The 22120-nt window shown below is 49.3% G+C and carries 23 protein-coding genes and 1 tRNA gene; 7 read left to right on the top strand and 17 right to left on the bottom strand.

Annotated features, from left to right (window positions below; translation table 11 throughout):
- Window positions 1-253 precede the first annotated feature (253 nt).
- From rplL to ACXAGR_RS23570, 14 genes are all read right to left on the bottom strand, one after another.
- The gene (rplL, locus tag ACXAGR_RS23635) at window positions 254-628 is read right to left on the bottom strand and encodes a 50S ribosomal protein L7/L12 (RefSeq protein ID WP_474846213.1); all 375 of its coding nucleotides are present in this window, start codon (window positions 626-628) and stop codon (window positions 254-256) included.
- Between the two features lie 56 nt (window positions 629-684).
- On the bottom strand, window positions 685-1203 hold the full coding sequence (gene rplJ / locus ACXAGR_RS23630; protein WP_474846215.1) for a 50S ribosomal protein L10: 519 nt from the start codon (window positions 1201-1203) through the stop codon (window positions 685-687).
- Window positions 1204-1518: 315 nt separating this feature from the next.
- On the bottom strand, window positions 1519-2214 hold the full coding sequence (gene rplA / locus ACXAGR_RS23625) for a 50S ribosomal protein L1 (protein ID WP_119502618.1): 696 nt from the start codon (window positions 2212-2214) through the stop codon (window positions 1519-1521).
- Window positions 2215-2218: 4 nt separating this feature from the next.
- Window positions 2219-2647: a 50S ribosomal protein L11 gene (gene rplK / locus ACXAGR_RS23620; RefSeq protein WP_070123202.1), complete on the bottom strand. Its 429-nt coding sequence runs from the start codon at window positions 2645-2647 to the stop codon at window positions 2219-2221.
- Window positions 2648-2851: 204 nt separating this feature from the next.
- On the bottom strand, window positions 2852-3448 hold the full coding sequence (gene nusG, locus ACXAGR_RS23615) for a transcription termination/antitermination protein NusG (protein ID WP_119502619.1): 597 nt from the start codon (window positions 3446-3448) through the stop codon (window positions 2852-2854).
- A gap of 1 nt (window position 3449) precedes the next feature.
- Entirely contained in the window at window positions 3450-3827 is a 378-nt protein-coding gene (gene secE, locus ACXAGR_RS23610; protein ID WP_119502620.1) for a preprotein translocase subunit SecE, read from the bottom strand.
- Window positions 3828-3889: 62 nt separating this feature from the next.
- Window positions 3890-3966: transfer RNA gene (locus ACXAGR_RS23605), tRNA-Trp, on the bottom strand.
- 242 nt (window positions 3967-4208) lie between these two features.
- Window positions 4209-6050: an ABC transporter ATP-binding protein gene (locus ACXAGR_RS23600; protein WP_474852891.1), complete on the bottom strand. Its 1842-nt coding sequence runs from the start codon at window positions 6048-6050 to the stop codon at window positions 4209-4211.
- 13 nt (window positions 6051-6063) lie between these two features.
- On the bottom strand, window positions 6064-6678 hold the full coding sequence (locus ACXAGR_RS23595; RefSeq protein ID WP_119502622.1) for an RraA family protein: 615 nt from the start codon (window positions 6676-6678) through the stop codon (window positions 6064-6066).
- Between the two features lie 122 nt (window positions 6679-6800).
- Window positions 6801-8183, bottom strand: a complete 1383-nt coding sequence (gene dbpA / locus ACXAGR_RS23590) for an ATP-dependent RNA helicase DbpA (protein ID WP_474852888.1) — start codon at window positions 8181-8183, stop codon at window positions 6801-6803.
- Window positions 8180-9754, bottom strand: a complete 1575-nt coding sequence (locus ACXAGR_RS23585) for a substrate-binding periplasmic protein (RefSeq protein WP_474852886.1) — start codon at window positions 9752-9754, stop codon at window positions 8180-8182. Before ACXAGR_RS23585 ends, dbpA begins: the two co-directional genes overlap by 4 nt.
- The gene (gene pyrC, locus ACXAGR_RS23580; protein ID WP_119502625.1) at window positions 9727-10770 is read right to left on the bottom strand and encodes a dihydroorotase; all 1044 of its coding nucleotides are present in this window, start codon (window positions 10768-10770) and stop codon (window positions 9727-9729) included. The genes ACXAGR_RS23585 and pyrC overlap by 28 nt, the downstream gene beginning before the upstream one ends.
- 118 nt (window positions 10771-10888) lie before the next feature.
- Window positions 10889-11452 (bottom strand): PhnA domain-containing protein, encoded by a 564-nt coding sequence (locus ACXAGR_RS23575; protein ID WP_349591049.1) that lies wholly within the window; start codon window positions 11450-11452, stop codon window positions 10889-10891.
- A 54-nt stretch (window positions 11453-11506) separates the two neighbouring features.
- Window positions 11507-12037: a lipocalin family protein gene (locus tag ACXAGR_RS23570; RefSeq protein ID WP_474852901.1), complete on the bottom strand. Its 531-nt coding sequence runs from the start codon at window positions 12035-12037 to the stop codon at window positions 11507-11509.
- Window positions 12038-12157: 120 nt separating this feature from the next.
- Between ACXAGR_RS23570 and ACXAGR_RS23565 the strand changes: the two genes are divergently transcribed.
- Both ACXAGR_RS23565 and gloA2 read left to right on the top strand, forming a co-directional pair.
- Window positions 12158-13111, top strand: a complete 954-nt coding sequence (locus tag ACXAGR_RS23565) for an aldo/keto reductase (RefSeq protein ID WP_474846227.1) — start codon at window positions 12158-12160, stop codon at window positions 13109-13111.
- Window positions 13112-13188: 77 nt separating this feature from the next.
- Window positions 13189-13575 carry an SMU1112c/YaeR family gloxylase I-like metalloprotein gene (gene gloA2 / locus ACXAGR_RS23560; protein WP_303575512.1) on the top strand — a complete coding sequence of 129 codons (387 nt, stop codon included), beginning with the start codon at window positions 13189-13191 and terminating at the stop codon, window positions 13573-13575.
- Window positions 13576-13579: 4 nt separating this feature from the next.
- On the opposite strand, the gene ACXAGR_RS23555 is transcribed toward gloA2, so the two are convergent.
- Window positions 13580-14470, bottom strand: a complete 891-nt coding sequence (locus ACXAGR_RS23555; RefSeq protein WP_474846229.1) for an ROK family protein — start codon at window positions 14468-14470, stop codon at window positions 13580-13582.
- Entirely contained in the window at window positions 14457-15677 is a 1221-nt protein-coding gene (locus ACXAGR_RS23550) for an MFS transporter (RefSeq protein WP_474846309.1), read from the bottom strand. The genes ACXAGR_RS23555 and ACXAGR_RS23550 overlap by 14 nt, the downstream gene beginning before the upstream one ends.
- Window positions 15678-16034: 357 nt before the next feature.
- Here ACXAGR_RS23550 and ACXAGR_RS23545 point away from each other — a divergent pair, with 357 nt between their 5' ends.
- Together ACXAGR_RS23545 and ACXAGR_RS23540 are read left to right on the top strand one after the other, a co-directional pair.
- Entirely contained in the window at window positions 16035-17984 is a 1950-nt protein-coding gene (locus ACXAGR_RS23545; RefSeq protein WP_119502630.1) for an alpha-amylase family protein, read from the top strand.
- 290 nt (window positions 17985-18274) lie between these two features.
- Window positions 18275-18484 (top strand): hypothetical protein, encoded by a 210-nt coding sequence (locus ACXAGR_RS23540; RefSeq protein ID WP_303575518.1) that lies wholly within the window; start codon window positions 18275-18277, stop codon window positions 18482-18484.
- Window positions 18485-18537: 53 nt separating this feature from the next.
- Here ACXAGR_RS23540 and folE read toward each other — a convergent pair whose 3' ends face one another.
- Window positions 18538-19224, bottom strand: a complete 687-nt coding sequence (gene folE, locus ACXAGR_RS23535) for a GTP cyclohydrolase I FolE (protein WP_474852884.1) — start codon at window positions 19222-19224, stop codon at window positions 18538-18540.
- Between the two features lie 131 nt (window positions 19225-19355).
- Here folE and folM point away from each other — a divergent pair, with 131 nt between their 5' ends.
- From folM to ACXAGR_RS23520, 3 genes are all read left to right on the top strand, one after another.
- A complete protein-coding gene (folM, locus tag ACXAGR_RS23530) occupies window positions 19356-20069 on the top strand; it encodes a dihydromonapterin reductase (RefSeq protein ID WP_303575522.1) in 714 nt (237 codons plus the stop codon).
- Window positions 20070-20147: 78 nt separating this feature from the next.
- Complete coding sequence (locus ACXAGR_RS23525; RefSeq protein WP_474852882.1) at window positions 20148-21218, top strand: agmatine deiminase family protein; 1071 nt, start codon at window positions 20148-20150, stop codon at window positions 21216-21218.
- Complete coding sequence (locus ACXAGR_RS23520) at window positions 21211-22104, top strand: carbon-nitrogen hydrolase (protein WP_119502635.1); 894 nt, start codon at window positions 21211-21213, stop codon at window positions 22102-22104. Before ACXAGR_RS23525 ends, ACXAGR_RS23520 begins: the two co-directional genes overlap by 8 nt.
- Window positions 22105-22120 lie beyond the last annotated feature (16 nt).

Raw genomic sequence — 22120 nt, 5'->3', positions numbered from 1 at the left:
CAACCTGCTGTCTGAACTAGTCAAACAACAAACTTCCACGACCCTTTTTCGGGGTAATTAAATAGCATACACCAAAATTTAACCAAATAGTTAGTTAAGACTTTGGTTTTCTGCTCATTTATTTAATTTCCGATGTGCTTTTGATGGATACAGTAAAGGGTTAAAAACTGTACACCCTACAGCGCAAAAAGGCTGGTGGTCAATATTAACCACCAGCCTTGCCGTTTCAGGCAGGTAATCTAAGCAAATTAGATTACTTGATTTCTACTTCTGCACCAGCTTCTTCAAGCTCTTTCTTCAGTGCTTCAGCTTCATCTTTAGCTACGCCTTCTTTGATAGCTTTAGGAGCTGATTCTACCAGTTCTTTAGCTTCTTTCAGACCTAAGCCAGTCGCGCCGCGAACTGCTTTGATAACTGCAACTTTGTTGCCACCGAATGAAGTCATTACAACGTCGAATTCAGTCTTTTCTTCAACAGCAGCAGCTTCGCCGCCTGCAGCAGGACCAGCAACTGCAACAGCAGCCGCAGATACGTTGAATTTTTCTTCAGCTGCTTCGATCAGTTCAACCAGTTCCATTACTGGCATTTCAGCGATCGCGTTTAAGATATCTTCTTTAGTCAGAGCCATTTCTCTAAACTCCCGGGATTAAATAGTTAAAAAAATCAATATGCCAAAAACGCCAATTACTTGGTGTCTTTGACCGCCGCCAATACACGCACAAATTTGGCAGGAACTTCGTTGATAGTTTGAACGAACTTGCCAACTGGTGCTTTGAAGGTCGCAAGAAGTCTTGCAAGCGCTTCGTCGCGGGTAGGCAGGGCTGCTACTGCATCCAGTTTCTCTGGACCAAGTAAACCACTACCAATTGAAAGTGCAGTAACTTTCAGCTTATCGTTAGTCTTACCGAAGTCTTTGAAAAGACGTGCCGCACCGCCTGGTGCGTCGATAGAGAAACCATAGATAAGCGGGCCAGTTAAGGCGCTTTCTAAGTCTGCAAAATTGCTGTCTGCCAATGCACGCTTAGCCAGAGTATTACGTACAACCTTCAGGTATACGCCTTGCTCACGGGCTTTAACACGCAGGTCAGTCAGTTCTGCAACTTCCATCCCACGGTATTCAGCAACGGCTACGGATAGAGCGCGAGACGCAACTTCAGAAACTTCTGCTACGATCTCTTTTTTTGCTGCTAAACCTAGTGCCACTGAGTTCACCTCATAAAATCTGATGTCCGTTCCGGTTACCCTTCCCGTTCATCAGTGTTCACAGATTGATACATCTACTCAAAGTAGCTGTACCGCTCTACGGTGTTCGTTATCCCAGAGAGTCTGAGTCGAAACCACCGTCTGCGCAGGCTGTTGTATTAAGTTAAGCGTTGGTGCAAAAGTTCTCTTACCTCTTTTGCCGCTTAGCGCCTGCGGTCTTGGACGGGAGCTATCGTTATTCGCTTTTGGCGATATACAACAGCTCCAACCCATAACCTTTAAGAGACAGACGGGCTATGCCATCTGTAAAAAGTCTTACAGACCTACTGTACCTTTATCAACAGATACGCCAGCGCCCATAGTGGTGCTCAGGCTTACCTTCTTGATGTACAGGCCTTTAGCTGAAGAAGGCTTAGCTTTCTTCAGTGCTTCCAGAAGGGCTTCCAGGTTCTCTTGAATCTGGTTAGCTTCGAAAGCAATTTTGCCGATGCTGGCGTGGATGATACCGTTCTTATCGTTACGGTAGCGAACCTGACCAGCTTTAGCGTTCTTAACTGCAGTTGCAACGTCAGGCGTTACAGTGCCAGTTTTAGGGTTAGGCATCAGGCCACGTGGACCTAAGATTTGACCCAGTTGACCAACAACGCGCATTGCGTCAGGGCTGGCAACCACTACGTCAAAGTCCATCTCACCCGCTTTAACTTTCTCAGCCAGGTCGTCCATACCTACGATGTCCGCACCTGCTTCTTTAGCAGCTTCAGCGTTTGCACCCTGAGTGAATACTGCAACACGAACATCTTTACCAGTACCGTTAGGCAGTACAGTTGCACCACGTACGTTCTGATCAGATTTCTTCGCATCGATACCCAGGTTGATAGCAACGTCTACGCTTTCTGCGAACTTAGCAGTAGCCAGTTCTTTCAGCAGAGCAACAGCTTCGTTGATATCGTAATCTTTAGTCGCGTCTACTTTCTCGCGGATCAGGCGAGCGCGTTTAGTCAGTTTAGCCATTCGATTAACCCTCTACGTTCAGACCCATGGCGCGAGCAGAACCCGCGATAGTGCGTACAGCAGCGTCCAGAGAAGCAGCAGTCAGATCAGGCTCTTTAGTCTTGGCAATTTCTTCCAATTGAGCGCGGGTAACTGTACCAACTTTCTCAGTGTTAGGACGGCCAGAACCACTCTTGATGCCAGCTGCTTTTTTAAGCAGGTAAGACGCAGGAGGAGTTTTGGTTTCGAATGTGAAAGAACGGTCTTCGTATACAGTAATTTCTACTGGTACCGGAGCGCCTTTCTCAAGACTTTCAGTTTTTGCGTTGAAAGCCTTACAGAATTCCATGATGTTCACACCATGCTGACCCAGAGCAGGACCAACTGGTGGAGAAGGGTTAGCAGCACCTGCTGCAACCTGAAGCTTAATTAAGCCAGTTACTTTCTTAGCCATTTTAATGCTCTCGTTAGTGGGTATAACGCCTCGTAAATACTCGAGAATATTTACTCAATCGGCTTCCCGTTCGGTTTCGAAGGGCGCGTAATGTACAACAAATAGTCGACTTATGCAACCTTAAGTTTGAGAAATCCTGAAACAGGGTTCTCATAAAACAGAAAAACCTGCCGGAGCAGGTTTTTTCAAATACGCTATGTGCGATTAACCTTTTTCTACCTGACCAAATTCCAGGTCGACAGGGGTAGAACGGCCGAAGATCAGAACCGATACTTTTACGCGGCTCTTTTCGTAATCCACTTCTTCGACAACGCCGTTGAAGTCTGCAAAAGGACCGTCGGTAACACGAACCACTTCGCCCGGTTCGAACAGAGTTTTTGGTCTTGGCTTGTCTGTATTTTCTTCCAGACGGTTCAGAATCGCATCTGCTTCACGCTTAGTGATAGGCATAGGACGGTCAGAGGTGCCACCGATGAAGCCCAGTACACGAGGTACGCTCTTCACTAAGTGCCATGACTGTTCGTTCATTTCCATTTCTACCAGCACGTAGCCAGGATAGAACTTACGCTCTGACTTACGTTTCTGACCAGCACGCATTTCAACCACTTCTTCAGTAGGTACCAGTACCTGACCAAAGAACTTTTCCATTTCGTGCATTTTGATGTATTCAAGCAGCGTTTTCTTTACGCGGGATTCGTACTGCGAATAAGCCTGAACAACATACCAGCGCTTTTTATTTTCTGGTGCAGCGCTTTCTGATGCTGCCTGATTTTCTTCTGGTGTTTGATTCTCTTCAGACATCTTACACTCCAATTCCGGTGATGAAGGCAACTAAACGTACGATAATGCCGTCAAGGCCCCACAGCAGCAGTGCCATGATTAACGTCGCAGCCATTACGATTAGTGTTGTCTGGTTAGTTTCCTGACGGGTTGGCCAGATAACTTTACGCACTTCCATGCGGGATTCTTTGGCAAATGTCAGAAACGCACTGCCCTTTTCAGTCGTGGCCGCAATAAAGCCGGCTACAGCAACGACTGCAACGGCGACAAGCGCACGTACCAACACTGAAACCTCACCGAACATGTGGTTTGCAGCAATCAAACCGGCCAGTAATGCAAAGATCACTAACCATTTCATCATGTCCAACGGATTGGACGTACTTTCCGTTTTTTCGCTCATTTCACGATCCTAGCAATACTGCGTCGTCAGTCGCTACAACGTTCGCTATAGCATTTTAATTCTGGCAGGGGTGGAGGGACTCGAACCCCCAACCATCGGTTTTGGAGACCGCTGTTCTACCAATTCGAACTACACCCCTGTTGTCTGTACGGACAAATTTCAGTTGCACTACCCTTGTGAATTCTGAGGCGTTTCTTTAAGGAAAATCGCGGATTCGCAAGGGAGGGACGCGTATTATACCCATCCTCGCTACAGATACAACACTGGCTGTCATCAAAATCCCTCTGGTGCAGCCAGTTTTGAATCACAAGGCCACTTATCTTCTTTCACCGGGGCGCCTTATTCGGCCTCTCCGGTATGGTTTCAATCCGTCTCTTTATCCTATTCCACACCGATAAAGCCGCCGGTTTGGTGTGCCCAGAGTTTCGCATAAATGCCGTTACGGGCAACAAGCTCACTGTGTGTACCCGACTCCACAATTTCTCCCCTGTCCAGCACCAGCAGCCGGTCCATTTGTGCAATGGTAGACAGCCGGTGGGCAATTGCCAGTACGGTTTTATTGTCCATCACTGAATTAAGGCAATCCTGAATCGCTGCTTCAACTTCAGAATCCAGCGCCGAGGTCGCTTCATCAAGGATCAGAATGGGCGCATCTTTTAGTAGTACACGGGCAATGGCGATACGCTGTCTTTGACCGCCGGAAAGTTTCACGCCCCGTTCACCCACGTGGGCGTCATAACCGGTTCGCCCTTCACTGTCGGATAAGGAAAGAATGAAGTCATGGGCTTCAGCTTGCTTCGCCGCTTCTATCATTTCTTCTTCTGTGGCGTCAGTACGCCCGTAGATGATGTTATCCCGTACAGAACGGTGCATCAGAGATGTATCCTGGGTCACCATGCTGATTTTTTCTCTTAACGTCTCCTGGGAAACAGACTTTACCGGTTGTCCGTCAATGCGAATTTCACCACTATTGGTATCGTAAAAACGCATAAGCAGATTAACAAGGGTTGATTTTCCGGCCCCTGAACGCCCTACCAGACCAACCTTTTCACCCGGCTTGATGGCAATATCCAGTTGATTAAACACGTTAATGTTACGGTTATCACTACCGGTATAGGAGAAGTTCACGTTATCAAAACGGATAGCGCCTCCTTTCACGGCAAGTGCGTCTGCATCCCCGGAATCTTTCACCTCAACGGGCTTCGCCAGCGTATTCATTCCGTCCTGTACCGTACCGAGATTCTCAAACAGCGATGACACTTCCCACATAACCCAGTGAGACATGCCGTTTAAGCGCAGTACCAGACTGATGGCCACAGCGATATCTCCCGGTGACACAATTTCGTGCATCCACAGGTACACAGACAGTGCGCCGATAGCAAAGATGAGTATGGCATTAGCCAGTTCCACACAGTTTTCCAGAATGGTGACCAGTCGCATTTGCGGATAAACCGTTTGCAGGAAACCATCCATACTTTCTTTCGCGTAATCCGCTTCTCTGCGGCTGTGAGAGAACAGTTTTACGGTAGTGATGTTGGTATAACTATCGACGATACGCCCGGTCATTACGGCTCTTGCATCTGCCTGAGCTTGCGATACCGCTTTCAGCTTCGGTACCAGAATGCGCAAAATACCAATGTAAACGAAGAACCAGATGATGAGTGGCATAGCCAGACGCCAGTCCGTTGAGAAAACCAGTACCACCATTGATATGAAGTACACACAGATGTACACCATCAGATCCAGCAGTTTCATTACGGTTTCACGGACAGCCAGTGACGTTTGCATCACCTTTGTGGCGACACGGCCGGCAAATTCATTATGAAAGAAACTTAAACTCTGTCCCAGCAGATAACGGTGGGCCTGCCAGCGGATCCGCATGGGATAGTTTCCCATCAGCGATTGCCTGTTGAACAGAGAACGCAACAAAATACAGCCCGGGATTAATACCAGAACCACAAACCCCATTCCCGCCAGGGTCCACATTTCGTCCTGCAGGAATGTGTCACGGTCATGGGCTGAAAACCAGTCTACCAGTTGACCCAGAAAGCCGAACAATGCTACTTCCAGCGCAGCAATAATTGCACTCAATAAGGATACAACAGCAATAATGCGCCACATTCCCCGTGAATAATGACGACAAAAAGCAACGAGCCCCTCTGGTGGTTGGGTCGGGGCTTCGTCAGGGAACGGCCTGGTCAGCCGTTCAAAAAATGAAAACATGTGAGGGTCCGGCTTATTCTTTAAACCCTAGCTTAGTGAGGATGGATTCCACTTTTTCAAGATGATCATCCTGCCATTGTGCTAATGACACTGATGAATCCTTTTCATTTCTCTTTTTAGCGATATCCAGAACACTTGCTGCATCAGCCAGAGGAATAACCGCGATCCCCTCTTCGTCTGCAACAATGATGTCGCCCGGGTTCACAGTAACCCCACCGCATTCAACCGGCTGATTAAGGGGAGATAATACCTTCTTCGCGCCGGGTTTCGGACATACGCCTCTGGCAAAAACAGGAAATTCCATCTCCCGCACTTCCTGCACATCACGGATTACACCGTCGATAATAAATCCGGCAACACCCCGCTGCTGCGCTATAGCACACACGTTCCCGCCAGCCAGCGCGTACATATCATCGGCCTGTGCAACGATGATATCGCCCGGGTTTGCACGGTATATTGCGGCATGAAGCATAAGATGGTCGCCGGGTTCACACTTAACCGTAAAGGCCGGCCCGGCAATACGTGGTACGGGTTGCCACAGTGAATGGATGTCGTAATGTATGAACTGACTACGCGGCAATGCATCTGCATAATCGCACACAGAAACGGATAAAAACTCATCGTACATGGAGCCTCCTTTTCAGCCTGAGTGGTGAGTTGCGCTCCCCACTATATCAGGCTGAAAAATAACCGCTGCCAAAAGCGGTGAATGTCCGCCATAAGCGAATCATTGTGTAGTTTACCGTCTTCTTAACCCAGTTTGCGGGCACGCACACGCTTGCCTTTAATCTTCCCTTCCCGGAACAGTTTTAATGCACGCTTCGCACTGCGCTCTTTCACCGAGACGAAGCTCTGAGAGTTCTGCACCTGAATCTTACCAATATCATCAGCAGCAATATCTGCGTCTTTCACCAGCGAGCCAAGGAAGTCACCGGGACGTAATTTTTCTTTTTTACCTGCATTCACATGCAGACAAACATATACAGGGCTGGTGATACGGTTTGCATGAAAACGGAGGCTCTGTGAGCCTTTCAGAGGAATTTTCATTTCCGCGAATGCTTCAATCTTTTCGAAGTGATCCTTCTCGCGCTCACTGACCAGTGTGACCGCCAGACCTTTCGCTCCGGCCCGGCCGGTTCGCCCTACACGGTGTGTATGGGTATCTGCATCTTCGCTGACATCCACGTTAATCACACAGTCGACTTCCTTGATATCCAGACCACGGGCAGCAACGTCCGTTCCCACCAGCACTGACAACGCTTCAGCAGCGAAACGGGCCAGTACGTCGGTACGCTCACGTTGTTCCATTTCCCCCTGCAAACCGGCTACGGAAAATCCGGCAGCAGTCAGCTCATCCACCACTTCGGTCACCCGTTTACGGGTATTACAGAACAAAATCGCTTTGGTTGGCTGAATGGTGGTCAGCACGGCTTTTAAGGCATTGAGACGGGTATGCTCTTCTACCGAATACGCCTGTTGCTCAATATCCGGATTCGCTACCACATCAGCCTTAGCAGTGAAGGTGAGCGGATCAGCGAGATATTTATTCGCCATCCGTTTGATACCGTCGGTCCAGGTAGCAGAAAAGAGTAATGTCTGCACCTGCTCAGCGGTGTAGGAAAAAATTTGATCTACATCGTCTGCAAAGCCCATGTCGAGCATGCGGTCAGCTTCATCCAGCACCCGCGATGTCACGCCGCTCAAATCAATCCGGTTTTTCTGTAAGTGATCAAGGATACGGCCCGGCGTACCCACTATCACATGAGCGCCATGTTTCAGAGACTGAATTTGCGGACCCATGGGCTCACCGCCGCACAATGTAAGCACCTTCAGATTCGACATACACTGCCCCACTGCACGGTATTGCTCAGCCACCTGTGCAGCCAGTTCCCGTGTGGGACACAGCACCACAACCTGAGTAGTAAATTCCGTGACTTCAACCCGGTTAAGTGTTGCCACCGCAAAAGCAACAGTTTTGCCACTGCCGGTTTGCCCCTGAGCCATGATATCGCGGCCTTCCAGCGCCTGCGGCAGCGTACCGGCCTGAACCGGTGTCATTGACGGGAATCCAAGCCGGCCCAGAGCGTCCTGAAGCGGGGTGGAAATTGCGTGTAATTCTGAAAATTGTGTCATTGTGTCTTATCGATACTATATAAATATATGATGCCATCCCTGACCGAATAGCGGGTATTACTGCGCTGGTTAATGTCTCTCGCCCAGCGCTCAGCCCACTGCAAATATTTCTCTGATTGTTTTAACCGGCTGGCAGCTTCTGTGAATTTTTCTACCAGCATCGGATCTGTTCCGGATTTCGACAATACCACCCAGGTAGTCACTTCACTGTGACGGGTAGCTAATTGTATGTTCTTACAACCGGCTGCACTTTGCCTGCATCCGTGGTCCATGGCGCCGGGCGATGCAAATGCCAGGTCAATATCTCCCTGATGCAGAGCTTCAACCACTTCTCCCCATGAATCGAACTCCACCACAGGCAGTCCCGCTTTACGGGCTATATCGCTGCGAAAGTCACGTTTGATTGTTCCTGTGACCTTACCTTCCGGAATATCGTCTATATTCTCCCAGGTTTCGTCGTCCAGCCCGAATAGTCCGTAACTATTGCGGGTTACCGGCGTTATCCAGTGGAAGAGCTCTTCACGCTCCGGGGTTCTGGCCACGGTAAATGCCAGCACATTGGGCTTTTGCAGTGATTCCCGCATTAACCGCTGCCAGGGCACTGCCAGCAAGGGGGCATCGACATGGGCTTCAAGTAACAAAGCGCGCACTAAATCAGCACTATATCCCACTAGTTCCTGCCGCGAATTTAGTTTCGCGAAATCACCGGAGAGCTCCCCTAACACCCAGATATGCTCTGCTTTGTCGATACTCCGGGAGTCTGACAAATACAACACACCATCATCGGTACGGGCGATGAGACCGAAAGCCGTGAATTCATCCTGCACCTCATCGACGAGCTGGCGAAATGCCGGGGTTTGCCTGAACCGTTCTGCCGCCTGCGTGAGGGTCAAAGCCAGCGCATCACTGCCCTCTGTCTTCGGCAGAACCAGGTAACTGACAGGGGTGCCGGTGGTGTAAGCCGGGATAAGTTCATCGCAATCCATCAGGGCTTGCGCGCACACCAGACGGACGCCGGCTGAAGAAAAAAGCACACCTTCAACCCGGTCTCTTAGCAATGTGCCGATAGCCTGTTCCCAGGAATTCACCGCCAGTACGCCGGACACATTGGCTTGTCTGAGCAACTTATGACGGTAGTCATCGCGCATAACTGCAATGGAAGAAAGCTGGTTCAGCGACGATACCCCTGACCGGGCAAAAACACTTTCTTTTTTAATGTACAGTTGATTGGGCGTTGCCGTTACCGGCATGATCCAGTGATATTGGGATTCTCTTTGCGGAGTGCGTACTACCGAGGCCCCCAACTGATGCGGATTCTTTTTCAAATCCGCCAGCATGCGGGCAAAAGGTTCCGGTCTGATACTGTCTTCCAGCCCGGCTTCTGACAACACTCCGCGGATAAGATTGACCGTATACCCGCGTAATTCGCCATCCTGCGTTTCCTCAGAAAACACAGGCACAGGACTGACAATAACCGACAAGGGCTCAGCGTTAACAGAAAAGAGAACGCTGGCCAGAAGACTCAGACCGCCGGTGAGCCATCTTAAGAAAGAGACTGCTCCAGCTTCCATTTAAGTGTCTTCCCTGCATGAAACGGTACCATTTCAGTGCCGTCCGGTAATGTAACCACTTCAGGCACCTGCCACGGAGAATTAACCAGCGTGATGGTGCCTTCATTTAACGGCAAACCATAGAAGTTTGCACCGTGAAGACTGGCAAAGCCTTCAAATTTATCCAGAATATTCAGCTCATCAAATATTTCTGCATAAAGCTCAATAGCACTCCAGGCGCTGTAACAACCGGCACAACCGCAGGCATTTTCTTTACGATGTCGGGCATGAGGCGCAGAATCTGTGCCCAGAAAAAATTTAGGCGAGCCGGTGGCTACCGCTTCCTGTAACGCCTTCTGGTGAGTATTGCGTTTCAGTACCGGTAAACAATAGTTATGGGGACGTACACCGCCAACCAGTAAATCATTACGGTTCAGCAGAAGGTGTTGGGGCGTAATGGTCGCAGCCACATTATCACTGGCCTGCATCACGAACTCAGCGGCATCGGCCGTGGTGATGTGCTCAAATACAATCTTCAGTTCAGGAAAAGCTGCAACAATAGGACGCAGGTGGGTATCGATAAACACTTTTTCACGGTCGAAAATATCGATGTGATTTTCCGTGACTTCGCCGTGGATCAACAGTAAAAGACCGTGTGCCTGCATGGCTTCGAACACTGGATAAAGTGCTTCAATGGCAGAAACGGCTGCATCAGAGTTAGTCGTTGCACCCGCCGGATATAATTTGCAGGCAACAACCCCGGCTGCTTTTGCCGCTGCAATATCTTCAGCAGTCGTCTGATTGGTCAGATAGAGCGTCATTAACGGCTCAAACTGACTACCCGCAGGTCGCGCTGCTTCAATACGCTGCTTATACGCAGTTGCCATTTCAGCATTGGTGACCGGCGGAACCAGATTCGGCATGACAATCGCTCTGGCGAAGCAACGGGCTGTTGCCGGTACGGTCTCGCCCAGCATATCGCCGTCGCGGAAATGTAAGTGCCAGTCATCGGGGGTGCGGATAGTTAACGTCTGCATCGGGTGTATTTTGCCTGTGTTGTCTGTTTCTCTGGCTAATTATGCCTGATAAGACGTCACTGTGCACGAATGTCGCGCACCTTGCTCAGGTAAAATGCGCGACAGTCTGACCCGGGTTTCAGGCTTTCTTTGTATAGGCGGCAATAATGACGATGCGGGTACCGTTTACACGGCCTTCAATGTGAAGCGGGTTATCACTTAAGCCAATATTACGTACAGCCGTTCCCCGCTTTGCAGTGAATGTGGCGCCTTTCACGTTCAGATCTTTGACCAGATGAACGGTGTCACCGGCAGCCAGCGCGGTTCCGTTGCAATCCAGTGTCGGCTCACGGTTCAGATCCACCAGACCGGCCTCGCCCCAGGCACGCACATTGTCTTCAAGATACGCAATGTCCAGCAAATCCTGAGCCCAGGTCTCTGATTTCAGCTTATTCAGCATGCGCCACGCCGTCACCTGTACCGGTGCAACAGGCGACCACACGGCTTCGTTCAGGCAGCGCCAGTGGTCTGCATTTAATTCACTTTCGCCATTTAACTGGTCACGGCAAACCTGACACGCAGCGATATGCGTATCCGCTTCACTGTCGGGTGAAAAAGGCACTTCGTACAGTGCAACCAGGTCCTGACTGCCACACAACTCACATGCGCTGCCCGCACGGCTCATTACACGATTTTCCACAATTTACTCCGGTGAGGAAAAACCGCAATTGTAGCAGGGTTTTATTTTCCGTGCCGCTCATTCAGCACGGTGCATATCCTGTTTAACGTAGATCAACTTACCGGTGTCGTAACCCATTCCCTCTGCTTTACTTACCAGAGATCGCAGCAAATCCTCCTGCATCGACGGATTACGGGACAAGATCCACAAATAATCGCGGTCGGGACCGGTCACCATGGCATACTGGTAGTTTTCATCCAGCGCTATCACCACATAGCTGGCATAGAAAGGCCCGAAGAAAGACACTTTAAGGTGCGCGGTTTGCTCATCTTCTACGAACAGGGCTTTACCTTCAGCCTCGTCCCATTTGTTATCTTCGCCGTCATATCCCCGGTTGATAACTTTCACACTGCCGTCTTCAGCCAGAGAATAAGTCGCCGTTACCTGCGTAAGACCCTCTTCAAAGGAATGGGGTAATCTTGCAATTTCGTACCAGGTACCAAGATACCTGTCGAGCCGGAAATCTTTTACCGGCTGTATGCCCTCCGGTTTCGATGTACAACCGGAAATCGCAAACAAAGAGAAAATGAAAAAAGTGAATAAACGCATAGCTGGCACTCTTACAATCAAATTAAACATGTTTGGCTTACATACGATTGCAAACCCGATCCGGATACCTGAAAACATGTTAATCTGGCAAAAATAAACAAAACCAATTCAGGACTTTGCATGTTATCTCACTATTTTCCCAACGCGAGTAAACTGGTCTACGGCTGTATGGGCCTCGGCGGTGACTGGGACAGCTCCCCGGTCACCCGTGGACATTACACGCAGGCCAGAGACGTCATCGAAACAGCGCTTGAAAATAACATCACCGTTTTCGATCATGCCGATATTTATACACTGACCAAAGCGGAACAGGTATTCGGGCAAGTACTAAAAGATGCACCATCGCTGAAAGAGAAGATGATTCTGCAATCAAAATGCGCCATCCGCTTTGAAGATGAAGCAGGTCCCAAGCGCTATGACTTTTCTGCCAAATGGATAACGGAATCTGTAGACGGTATTTTGTCCCGTTTAGGCATTGAGCAACTGGATATTTTACTGCTGCACAGACCTGACCCGCTGATTGAACTCAGCGAAGTTGCACAAACCATCCATGATTTGCAGACTTCAGGCAAAATTAAACACCTCGGTGTGTCTAACATGCACGGTCATCAAATTGCATTTTTGCAAAGCGCACTGGATACCCCCATTGTCGCCAATCAGCTTGAAATGAGCCTGGCATTCCGCGACTGGGTAGAAGATGGCATTACCACTAACAGTGTCCACAACCGCAACATGGGCTATGCGCCCGGAACCATTGAACATTGTATGCTGAATAAGGTGCAGTTGCAGGCATGGGGAAGCCTGGCACAGGGCCGGTATACTGGCGGCAATGCTGAATTTGAAGAAGATGTTGCCACGGCGGCGCTGGTTACCAAACTCGCAGCAGAGTATGGTGTGTCACCGGAAGCCATTGTACTGGGCTGGCTGATGCGCCATCCTGCCGGCATTCAACCTGTGATCGGTACCACAAACCTGCAACGTATCAGGCAGTGCACAGAGGCAACCAACGTCACCTTAAGCCGTGAACACTGGTACGCTCTGCTTGAGTCAGCCCGCGGCAGTGATGTGCCCTGAGCAGCTGACACCATCTATGCAAGGAGAAGCCCGCCGGTTTCTCCTTTTTTAAGGATTTTATCCCGCTAAGGAACACCATGCTAAACGGCTTTCATCATGTTGCGATAATCTGCAACGACTACCAGGCTTCAAAAGCCTTTTACACAGACATACTGGGTTTCAGTGTTATTGACGAAAATTACCGTGAAGCACGGGATTCATGGAAGTGCGACCTCGCCCTGCCAGATGGCTCTCAGATAGAGTTATTTTCCTTTCCCGGCGCACCGGCAAGACCTTCACGCCCCGAGGCGCAGGGATTAAGGCATCTGGCTTTTAAAGTCAGTGATATTGATAAGGCTGTGGCGCAGCTGACAGCACATGATGTCAGCTGCGAAGATATCCGTACCGATCCCTACACACAAAAACGCTTTACGTTCTTTCAGGATCCCGATGGTTTACCACTGGAACTGTACGAAATTAACTGACACGTTATGCGTCATGGTCCAGCAGCGCCAGCGCGCCATAAATGCCCGAGCGGGTACCCAGCCCCGGCAGACAAATAATGTCGTCCAGACTCTTGCCCTGAGGGAAGACAATGTAGTCCTTCAGGCTGGCTGACGTTTTATAAACAATACGCTCCATCATGCCCGTTTTCTGCATTACACCGCCACCGAACACGATTTTTTGGGCGCTTAAACCTACCATCAGGTTATGGCACAATTGCGCCAGCACGTCGGCAAGTTTATCCCAGGCTTCGTGATCATCCGGCAGCGTATCAGACGGCTGTCCCCAGATTTTACCCAGTGCCGTACCTGATGCCAGACCTTCCACGCAATTACCGTGGAAAGGGCACACACCTTCTATGCCCTTTGGCGGGATGACTTTAAAATGGCCCATTTCAGGATGCACCAGACCATGCAGGGGCTTTCCGTTAATCACCACTCCGCCGCCGACACCGGTACCAACCGTTACATACACAGCCACGCTGGCTTCCTGCGCGGCACCCCAGCGATATTCCGCCAGCGCTGCAGCATTCACGTCGGTATCAATTTCAACCTCACAATCCAGTGCGCTGGCAAAGTAAGGCGCAACAGACGCGAAGCTCCAGTGAGGTTTCGGCGTTTTGGTAATGAAGCCCCAGGTATCGGAGCTTTTATCCAAATCCAACGGACCAAAACTGGCAATTCCCATCTTCGAAAAGTGGTAGCCTCTGGCCCGCTGTGCTTCAAAGAAACTGACACAGGCAGCCAGGGTTTCTTCCGGCGTCGTAGTGGGTATGCGGATTTCTTCAACGATATGCCTGGCAGCATCCACAATAGCGCAATTAAACTTTGTTCCGCCGGCTTCAATAACCGCATAATACTGATCAAGCAGCGCCATATTCACTAGCCTCAATTTTTTCTAACTGACGTTGAGTCGGGTTCTTCAGATAATTAAATAACAGACCGGCAAACAGCAAACTGGCAAACACGGTGGCAACCATAAAGCCATATTTAGCATCACCACCATTTGCGTCACTGACCAGTCCCATAATGAACGGACCGGCCGCTGCTCCGGCTGCAGTGAAAAAGAGTATCACACCCGCCACCGATCCGTGCTGATGTTTAGGAAAGCAACTGATGCCTTTGGAATTAAACGTAGGATAAATCACCGACATAAAGATACCGGTAAGCGGAAACAGATAAAGTGCCACCTGTTTGCCCCCCATCAGACCGCCGGCAAAGCACACAACAATGGCACCGCTGAATAACATCAGAACCAGTGCCCAGTTAAAATGACTCATCATCCAGATCCCGACAAAACGTCCGGCAGCACGAAGTATGAAAAAAGCGGTAACAGAATAAATGGCCAGAGTTTGGGCCGCGCCGCCGGTATAACAATCATAAGTCGCTCTTAACGAGGCTGCGTCGCACACCAGATAGCTTGGCATCCACACATAAATCGCACTTTCCGCAGCAACATATAAAAAGGCACCGGTGGAAAAACCCAGCGCATAAGGATTTTTAACCAGAGACAAACTTTGACGGACTGAGACTTTTTCAACGCTGTCGTCCTGATTGCGGGTATAAACCGGATACTTCACCCACACCGCAACCACTATCAGAAATGTGCAGATCCCGCCGGCGATAATGTACAGGTACTGCCAGGGCACACCCTTATGAATAAGCCAGGCAACGATCAGCGGGCCGATTATCGCACCCACTCCAAAGAAGGCCTCAGCACCGTTCATGGTAGCGGTATGCTGTTTCGTTGATGAGGAAATATCACCGATAAGCGCCAGCGCACCTGTTTTAAAAATACCTACCGCAATGCCGGATAAGGTCATCAGGCTGACAATAAAAACAAAGTTGTTGGCGATAAAGAAGCTGTAGCACGCCAGACCGAATACACTTAATCCGATTATGATGGTGGTTTTACGACCAAGGCGGTCAGCAAGAAACCCCAGTAACAAACCAGACATTGCAATACCCAGCATGGGCAGAGAATGCATCAGACTTGCCTGAGCATTAGTGACATCAAAGGCCACTTTCACTTCTTTAATTATTTCGCCCACAGAATCTGATGTCATTGCGAACATCATAAACATTAAGTACGTAAGCCATCGAATGAACTGGCTGTTCGACTGTTGCATACGGCTGCCTCATAAACTGCAGATAAGGCAACCTGTGGCCCCTCACCTGAGGATTAAATTTCAACTATTAACATTTCTTTATCATCACCTCGTCTAAACTTAACCATTTAAACGTGTGAGACTTTTTCGATTAAGTGTAGACAATTTCTCCTGAGACACTAGAAATAAGTCATTCAGAATGTTTTGCAAAAATCACTTAATCGTTTAAGATAAAGTAACAGAACGTACAAACTCTGTAAACATCATTGTGAATCAAATGTGAATTCCAAACCGCCATCTTCCGGTGTTTACAGTGAAAGGCAGGAGTATAAAATGAATTATGCCGCAGACAGCGAACAGTGTTTAAGCCGTATTCTGGCTTCTGTGGATCTGTCCATGCTCAGTAAGCGCGACAGTGCAACCTTTGTCAGTCGTCTGGAAGCCCACTTCCCCACGTTATTCCAACGTTATACCTTTGTGTATGGTCATCAGTATGACTGTTATTACCATCTGCAAAAACTGGTAGAGCTGCTGCGAGACGGACTGAAAGCCCGTAAGCCAAAGTTAAAACAGCAGGATGCTGCCAAGCTGAAGGATCCCCGCTGGTATAAAGGTCAGGAACAAACCGGACTCGCCTGTTACGTCGATCTCATGGGTCCGACACTGAAAGATTTGCACCATAAAATCCCCTACTATAAAGCGCTGGGGATCACCTACATTCATTTAATGCCACTGTACGATTCACCCGAAGGTGACAGTGATGGCGGCTACGCAGTTTCCGATTACCGCAAAGTGAACCCGTCACTGGGTAATATGAAAGATCTTGAAGCTCTGTCAGATGCGTTGCAGGCAGAAGGCATAGACCTGGTGCTGGATTTTGTTTTTAACCACACCTCAGACGAACACGCATGGGCGAAGGCTGCGCTGGCGGGGGATAAAACCTGTCAGAACTATTATTACCTGTTTGATGACCGTACCATTCCTGATCAATATGAGCGGGATTTACGGGAAATTTTCCCTCAGGTCCGCAGGGGCAGCTTCACCTACAACGACACCATGGAAAAATGGGTGTGGACGACGTTCAACAGTTTCCAGTGGGATTTAAATTACAGTAATCCGGAAGTGTTTAACGCCATCACTTCAGAAATGCTGTTTCTGGCAAACATAGGTTGTGCAGGACTGCGTCTGGATGCCCTCGCCTTTATCTGGAAAGACATGGGCACCAATTGCGAAAATCAGCCCAATGCCCACCGCCTGATCCAGGCATTCAACGCCTGCCTTCAAATCGTAGCGCCGGCCGTTGTATTCAAATCAGAAGCGATTGTGCATCCTGACGAGGTGGTGAAGTACATCGATAAGAAAGAGTGCCAACTGTCTTATAACCCGTTATTAATGGCATTATTGTGGAACAGTCTCGCCACAAGAAAAACACGCCTGCTGACACAATCTCTGAAGAAGAGCTTTGTCATTCCTGACGACACCACATGGGTGAACTATGTGCGTTGTCACGATGATATTGGCTGGACATTCGATGACGGCGTAGCGCATGAGATTGGTGTTAACCCTTATGATCACCGTTACTTCCTGAACCAGTATTTCACCGGTCGTTTTGACGGTTCGTTTTCGTCAGGTGTTCCTTTTGCAGAAAATCCGTCGAATGGTGACTGCCGTGTATGTGGTTCACTGGCTTCACTTTGCGGACTGGAAAAAGCACTGGTCAGCATGGATCAGAATGCCATCGACACAGCCATAGAACGTATGCTGTTGCTTTACGGCATTACCTTTTCTATCGGCGGTATTCCGCTTATTTATTCCAGCGATGAACTCGGTTTACTGAACGACTATAGCTACCGCGACAACCCGGCGAAGCGTCATGATGACCGCTGGGTAAACCGTATAGCGGTTACTGATGCGCATATTGAAAATGTGATGAACCAGGACAAAGCGCCGGCCGGCCTTAATGAAGCCTGCCAACGAAAAGTCTTTAATGGTCTGAAAACAATGCTGGATATCCGCAGGCAGCATGCTGTTTTCGGTGATGCCCGTACGGAAATCCTGGATACCGGTAATCATCATTGCTTTGGTTTTGTCCGCTATAACCAGCAGGGCCAGAAAATGCTGGGCCTGTGCAATTTCAGCGAGCATGCACAGCAGGTAAGCGGCAATATTTTGAATACTATCGAACATAAACCGGCCCGTGACTTGTTAAGTGACAGCAAGCTCACTGGTCACGAACAGGTTATTTCACTGCGTCCCTATCAGTTAAGCTGGTGGCTTATCTGACCCTCATGCGCCGGCTTCCCCTATGCCGGCGCATTTTCAAACCTTTTTAAGTTATTCATCGTAGTTATTTGAAAACCGGTGGTGAATAGTTCTTTACAATTCTGTAATTGGACTATAATCCCGTTAGTGCTTTCATCTGATCCTCCTTATATGTCTCTTGCGGTTTTAGAAGTCCCGGCAACAGACGTGGAGAATTTAGCTGTTAATAACACTGTTAGTTGCAGAGGCGACTGATGTATCGATTTCTACGGAACAGAAATCGCGACTTCACTTTAAAATAAGGAAACGTTATGAATGCTACCCTGGAGCAAGAATATCTTTGCCCGCATTGTAGTCATATCAATGCCATTGAACTGGATACGCACCGTGAAATGTACCGTGAAATGTACACCACCTGTGACAAGTGCGGTTCTCATCTGGAAGTGGTACCCGCCGATGGTATCGGCGAGAAAATCAATCTTATTGTCTCTTTAGCGTCTTCTGATATCGCGCTGCGATAATCTTCTCAAACATGCAAACTGCCTGTGTGCGCAGGCAGTTTTCTTAACCTTAATTAGTCTCTGAAGAATTCCTGACGGAGTAACGGGTCGGTAGTGAATTGTCCGCCGAGTGCAGAGGTTTTCGTGTAGGAATTGGTATCTCTGATCCCGCGGGCTTTTACGCAGTAATGCGTCGCATTAATAGATACCGCCACATCCTCAGTGCCCGCCAGCGTCTGGATAGCCACCAGCACTTGCTGCGTGAGCCGTTCCTGTACCTGAGGTCGCTGGGCAAAGAAGCTCACCAGACGGTTCAGTTTCGACAAACCAATCACTGTATCTTTCGGGATATAAGATACTCTTGCCGTGCCATCGATGGTAACAAAGTGGTGTTCACAGGTACTTGTCAGGCTGATATCTGTAACCTGTACGGGTTGATTGAGCTGCATCTTGTTCTCAATCACAGTGATCTTAGGAAAATTCCGGTAGTCCAGACCGCCAAATATTTCATTGACGTACATTTTCGCAATGCGAGCCGGCGTTTCAGCCAGACTGTCATCAGTACGATCTAACCCGAGCGTATCCATGATGTCTGTCATCGCCGCCTGAATGCGTGCGCGCTTCTCATCATCAGACAGACCATTGCGCACCATGGGTGTTTCCAGTCCTTTCGCTTCAAGTGCATTTCTTACCTTAATTGCCGCAGGGGACAATCCGGGTTCGATTGCGTCACGTACAACTACTGCTTCATTTGATAACATTAGAAAAATTCCGAACAACCTGATTTTCATTTAACGAAAAAGGCTATACTTACAGACCACTTTTTTCGTCAGATGATAAAAATTTAATGATGAAACCAGGGGCGTTAACCTGATCATCCAAGGAGTTTGCTTTGCCCAGTCCAGTGCTGATAACCGGTGCTTCGCAGCGCGTTGGCCTTGCCATCGCCGAAAACCTGCTCACAAACAACTATCCCGTAATTGTAACATACCGTACTCATAAAGCTTCCATTGAGCGCCTTGAAAAAGCCGGTGCGGTGGCAATTTGTGCAGATTTTAGCACCGATGACGGCATCCTGCGATGTATTGAAGCGGTGAAAAGTCACACAACCAGCCTGCGGGCGGTCATTCACAATGCATCATCATGGGACTCAGAAAAACACAGCAAAGATTATGCGGCCCTGTTTGATGCCATGATGCAAATCCACGCGAAAGCGCCTTATCTGATGAATATGGGATTGAAATCGTTACTGACAACCACAGAAGAAAAAACAGATATCATCCACATAACCGATTTTGTGCAGGACATTGGCAGTGAAAAACACCTGGCTTACGCTGCCAGCAAAGCGGCACTGCATAACCTGACCTTATCATTTGCACAAATGCTCGCGCCGGATGTAAAGGTAAACACCATTGCGCCGGCACTGCTGATGTTTAACGAAGGTGACGATGAAGCCTATAAGCAAAAAGCGCTGGCGAAGTCGCTGATGCAGAGTGAGCCCGGCGCTCAGGCTGCGGTGGATGCAGTGAACTATCTGCTCAATGCATCGTATGTGACCGGAGAGACGTTGCAGGTCAACGGCGGACGCCATCTTAAATTCAACTGATTTCAACGTCTTTTATTTATCGCCATTTTGGGACGGGGTATACTTGCGCCGTCTACTAACTGATTCAACGGAACCGCAATGACGAACACACCTTCACCACTTATTCCTGAGTGGGAAGCTATCGATGCTGTGATCCTCGCCTGGCCCCATGACCAGACTGACTGGGCTCCCTGGCTTGAAGAAACAAGAGCCACTTATCTGCAGGTGATTGAGCAGGTGAATGCCGCCAAAGCCGGTGTCATTCTGCTGTGCCGTGAAAGTGATATTGCCGGCGTGCAAAGCCGCTTACCTGCCAGTGCACGGGTATTAATTGTGTCTGCTGAATTCAATGATACGTGGGCACGGGACTATGCATTTTTAACATGCAGAGCCGCGGGCGATACAACCAGCCCGGGACAACCCGTCGAGTTTCAGTTTAACGGCTGGGGCAATAAATTCGATGCGTCACTGGATAACCGGGTAAACCAGCGTTATCTGGCGGGTATGTGTCAGCTTCCACTGAAAACCAGTGATGTCGTTGCGGAAGGCGGCGCTCTGGAGATTGATGAGAACGGCCACCTGCTGTCAACGGCACAGTGCCTGCAAAATCCTGAGCGCAACGGCAAAATGCCCCTGGCACAATATGATGATGAATTCCGCAAGATGCTGGATTGCTCTGCAGTGACCATTTTTCATCAGGGACACCTTGAAGGCGACGACACCGACGGTCACATTGATACACTGGTGCGTTTTACACCGTCACAAGGTCTGGTTATTCAGGCCGCGGATAACTGTCCCGAAGACAGTCATTTTGCCGGTCTGGCTGCATTGTGTGAAGAGTGCGCAGATGCGTTCCCTGCCCACGAGCAATTCAGATTGCCGTTACCGGAAATGTATAACGATGACGGTGAACGCCTGCCTGCATCCTACGCGAATTTCCTGATTTGCAATGATGCGGTTTTACTGCCTGTTTATCAGCAGCCTCAGGACGCAGAAGCCATTGCCGTCACGCAGGCCGCCTTCCCTGATCACACCATCGTACCGGTGAAGTGTGACACCCTGGTACGACAATACGGCAGTCTGCATTGTATTTCCATGCAGGTTCCGGTTAACACATTGAAGCCTGCTGTACTGGCTCAACTGAATAAAGGAGTGACCCTCTATGCCTAAGAAATCCCTTAAAGTAGGTCTGGTTCAGCAGGCCGTTGCCGGCAACGATAAAGCCACCAACTGGAACAAGAGTGCAGAGCAGGTTGCTAAGCTGGCCGCTGAAGGTTGCGAATGTATTTTATTACAGGAGCTGCATTCAACACTGTATTTCTGTCAGGAAGAAGACACGAATGCATTTGATCTGGCAGAGCCCATTCCGGGACCGGCTACAGACTTCTTTGGCGAGCTGGCAGAAAAACACAATATTGTGCTGGTAACCTCTTTGTTCGAAAAGCGGGGCTCAGGGCTGTATCACAATACCGCCGTGGTGTTTGACCGCAGCAAAGAAATTGCCGGTAAATACCGCAAAATGCATATTCCTGATGATCCCGGTTTTTACGAGAAGTTTTACTTTACGCCGGGCGACATGGGCTTTAAGCCAATTGAAACCAGTGTGGGTAAACTCGGTGTGCTGGTTTGCTGGGATCAGTGGTATCCGGAAGCAGCCCGCCTGATGGCGATGGCCGGTGCTGATTTATTGTTCTACCCCACCGCTATCGGATGGGATATGACTGATACGGAAGAAGAGCGTCAGCGCCAGCACGGTGCCTGGCATACGATTCAGCGCGCTCACTCTGTTGCCAACTCGTTACCTGTCATTGTGGCAAACCGTACCGGTTTTGAAGCCTCTCCGGTAGAAGGCGACCCGGGAATTCAGTTCTGGGGACAGAGCTTTATTTCCGGCCCCCAAGGTGAAGTGCTTGCACAGGCCTCCGCCGACAAAGAGGAAACGCTGGCGGTAGAACTGGATATGGAAAGAACTGAAAAGGTAAAACGCATCTGGCCTTACTTCCGTGACCGTCGCATTGACGCCTATGAAGATTTAACTAAACGCTGGCGGGACTGATCCTCCGCCAGCCCGC

It is taken from the genome of Alteromonas sp. ABH4_457, assembly GCF_056160625.1.
The sequence above is the reverse complement of the archived record's forward strand: the minus strand, read 5'-3'. Positions and strand labels throughout refer to the sequence as shown.

Coding starts and splice junctions, on each gene's coding strand:
- rplL (WP_474846213.1), bottom strand. CDS start 628: ATGGCTCTGACTAAAGAAGATATCTTAAACGCGATCGCTGAAATGCCA.
- rplA (WP_119502618.1), bottom strand. CDS start 2,214: ATGGCTAAACTGACTAAACGCGCTCGCCTGATCCGCGAGAAAGTAGAC.
- rplK (WP_070123202.1), bottom strand. CDS start 2,647: ATGGCTAAGAAAGTAACTGGCTTAATTAAGCTTCAGGTTGCAGCAGGT.
- nusG (WP_119502619.1), bottom strand. CDS start 3,448: ATGTCTGAAGAGAATCAAACACCAGAAGAAAATCAGGCAGCATCAGAA.
- secE (WP_119502620.1), bottom strand. CDS start 3,827: ATGAGCGAAAAAACGGAAAGTACGTCCAATCCGTTGGACATGATGAAA.
- ACXAGR_RS23600 (WP_474852891.1), bottom strand. CDS start 6,050: ATGTTTTCATTTTTTGAACGGCTGACCAGGCCGTTCCCTGACGAAGCC.
- ACXAGR_RS23595 (WP_119502622.1), bottom strand. CDS start 6,678: ATGTACGATGAGTTTTTATCCGTTTCTGTGTGCGATTATGCAGATGCA.
- dbpA (WP_474852888.1), bottom strand. CDS start 8,183: ATGACACAATTTTCAGAATTACACGCAATTTCCACCCCGCTTCAGGAC.
- ACXAGR_RS23585 (WP_474852886.1), bottom strand. CDS start 9,754: ATGGAAGCTGGAGCAGTCTCTTTCTTAAGATGGCTCACCGGCGGTCTG.
- pyrC (WP_119502625.1), bottom strand. CDS start 10,770: ATGCAGACGTTAACTATCCGCACCCCCGATGACTGGCACTTACATTTC.
- ACXAGR_RS23570 (WP_474852901.1), bottom strand. CDS start 12,037: ATGCGTTTATTCACTTTTTTCATTTTCTCTTTGTTTGCGATTTCCGGT.
- ACXAGR_RS23565 (WP_474846227.1), top strand. CDS start 12,158: ATGTTATCTCACTATTTTCCCAACGCGAGTAAACTGGTCTACGGCTGT.
- gloA2 (WP_303575512.1), top strand. CDS start 13,189: ATGCTAAACGGCTTTCATCATGTTGCGATAATCTGCAACGACTACCAG.
- ACXAGR_RS23555 (WP_474846229.1), bottom strand. CDS start 14,470: ATGGCGCTGCTTGATCAGTATTATGCGGTTATTGAAGCCGGCGGAACA.
- ACXAGR_RS23550 (WP_474846309.1), bottom strand. CDS start 15,677: ATGTTTATGATGTTCGCAATGACATCAGATTCTGTGGGCGAAATAATT.
- ACXAGR_RS23545 (WP_119502630.1), top strand. CDS start 16,035: ATGAATTATGCCGCAGACAGCGAACAGTGTTTAAGCCGTATTCTGGCT.
- ACXAGR_RS23540 (WP_303575518.1), top strand. CDS start 18,275: ATGAATGCTACCCTGGAGCAAGAATATCTTTGCCCGCATTGTAGTCAT.
- folE (WP_474852884.1), bottom strand. CDS start 19,224: ATGTTATCAAATGAAGCAGTAGTTGTACGTGACGCAATCGAACCCGGA.
- ACXAGR_RS23525 (WP_474852882.1), top strand. CDS start 20,148: ATGACGAACACACCTTCACCACTTATTCCTGAGTGGGAAGCTATCGAT.
- ACXAGR_RS23520 (WP_119502635.1), top strand. CDS start 21,211: ATGCCTAAGAAATCCCTTAAAGTAGGTCTGGTTCAGCAGGCCGTTGCC.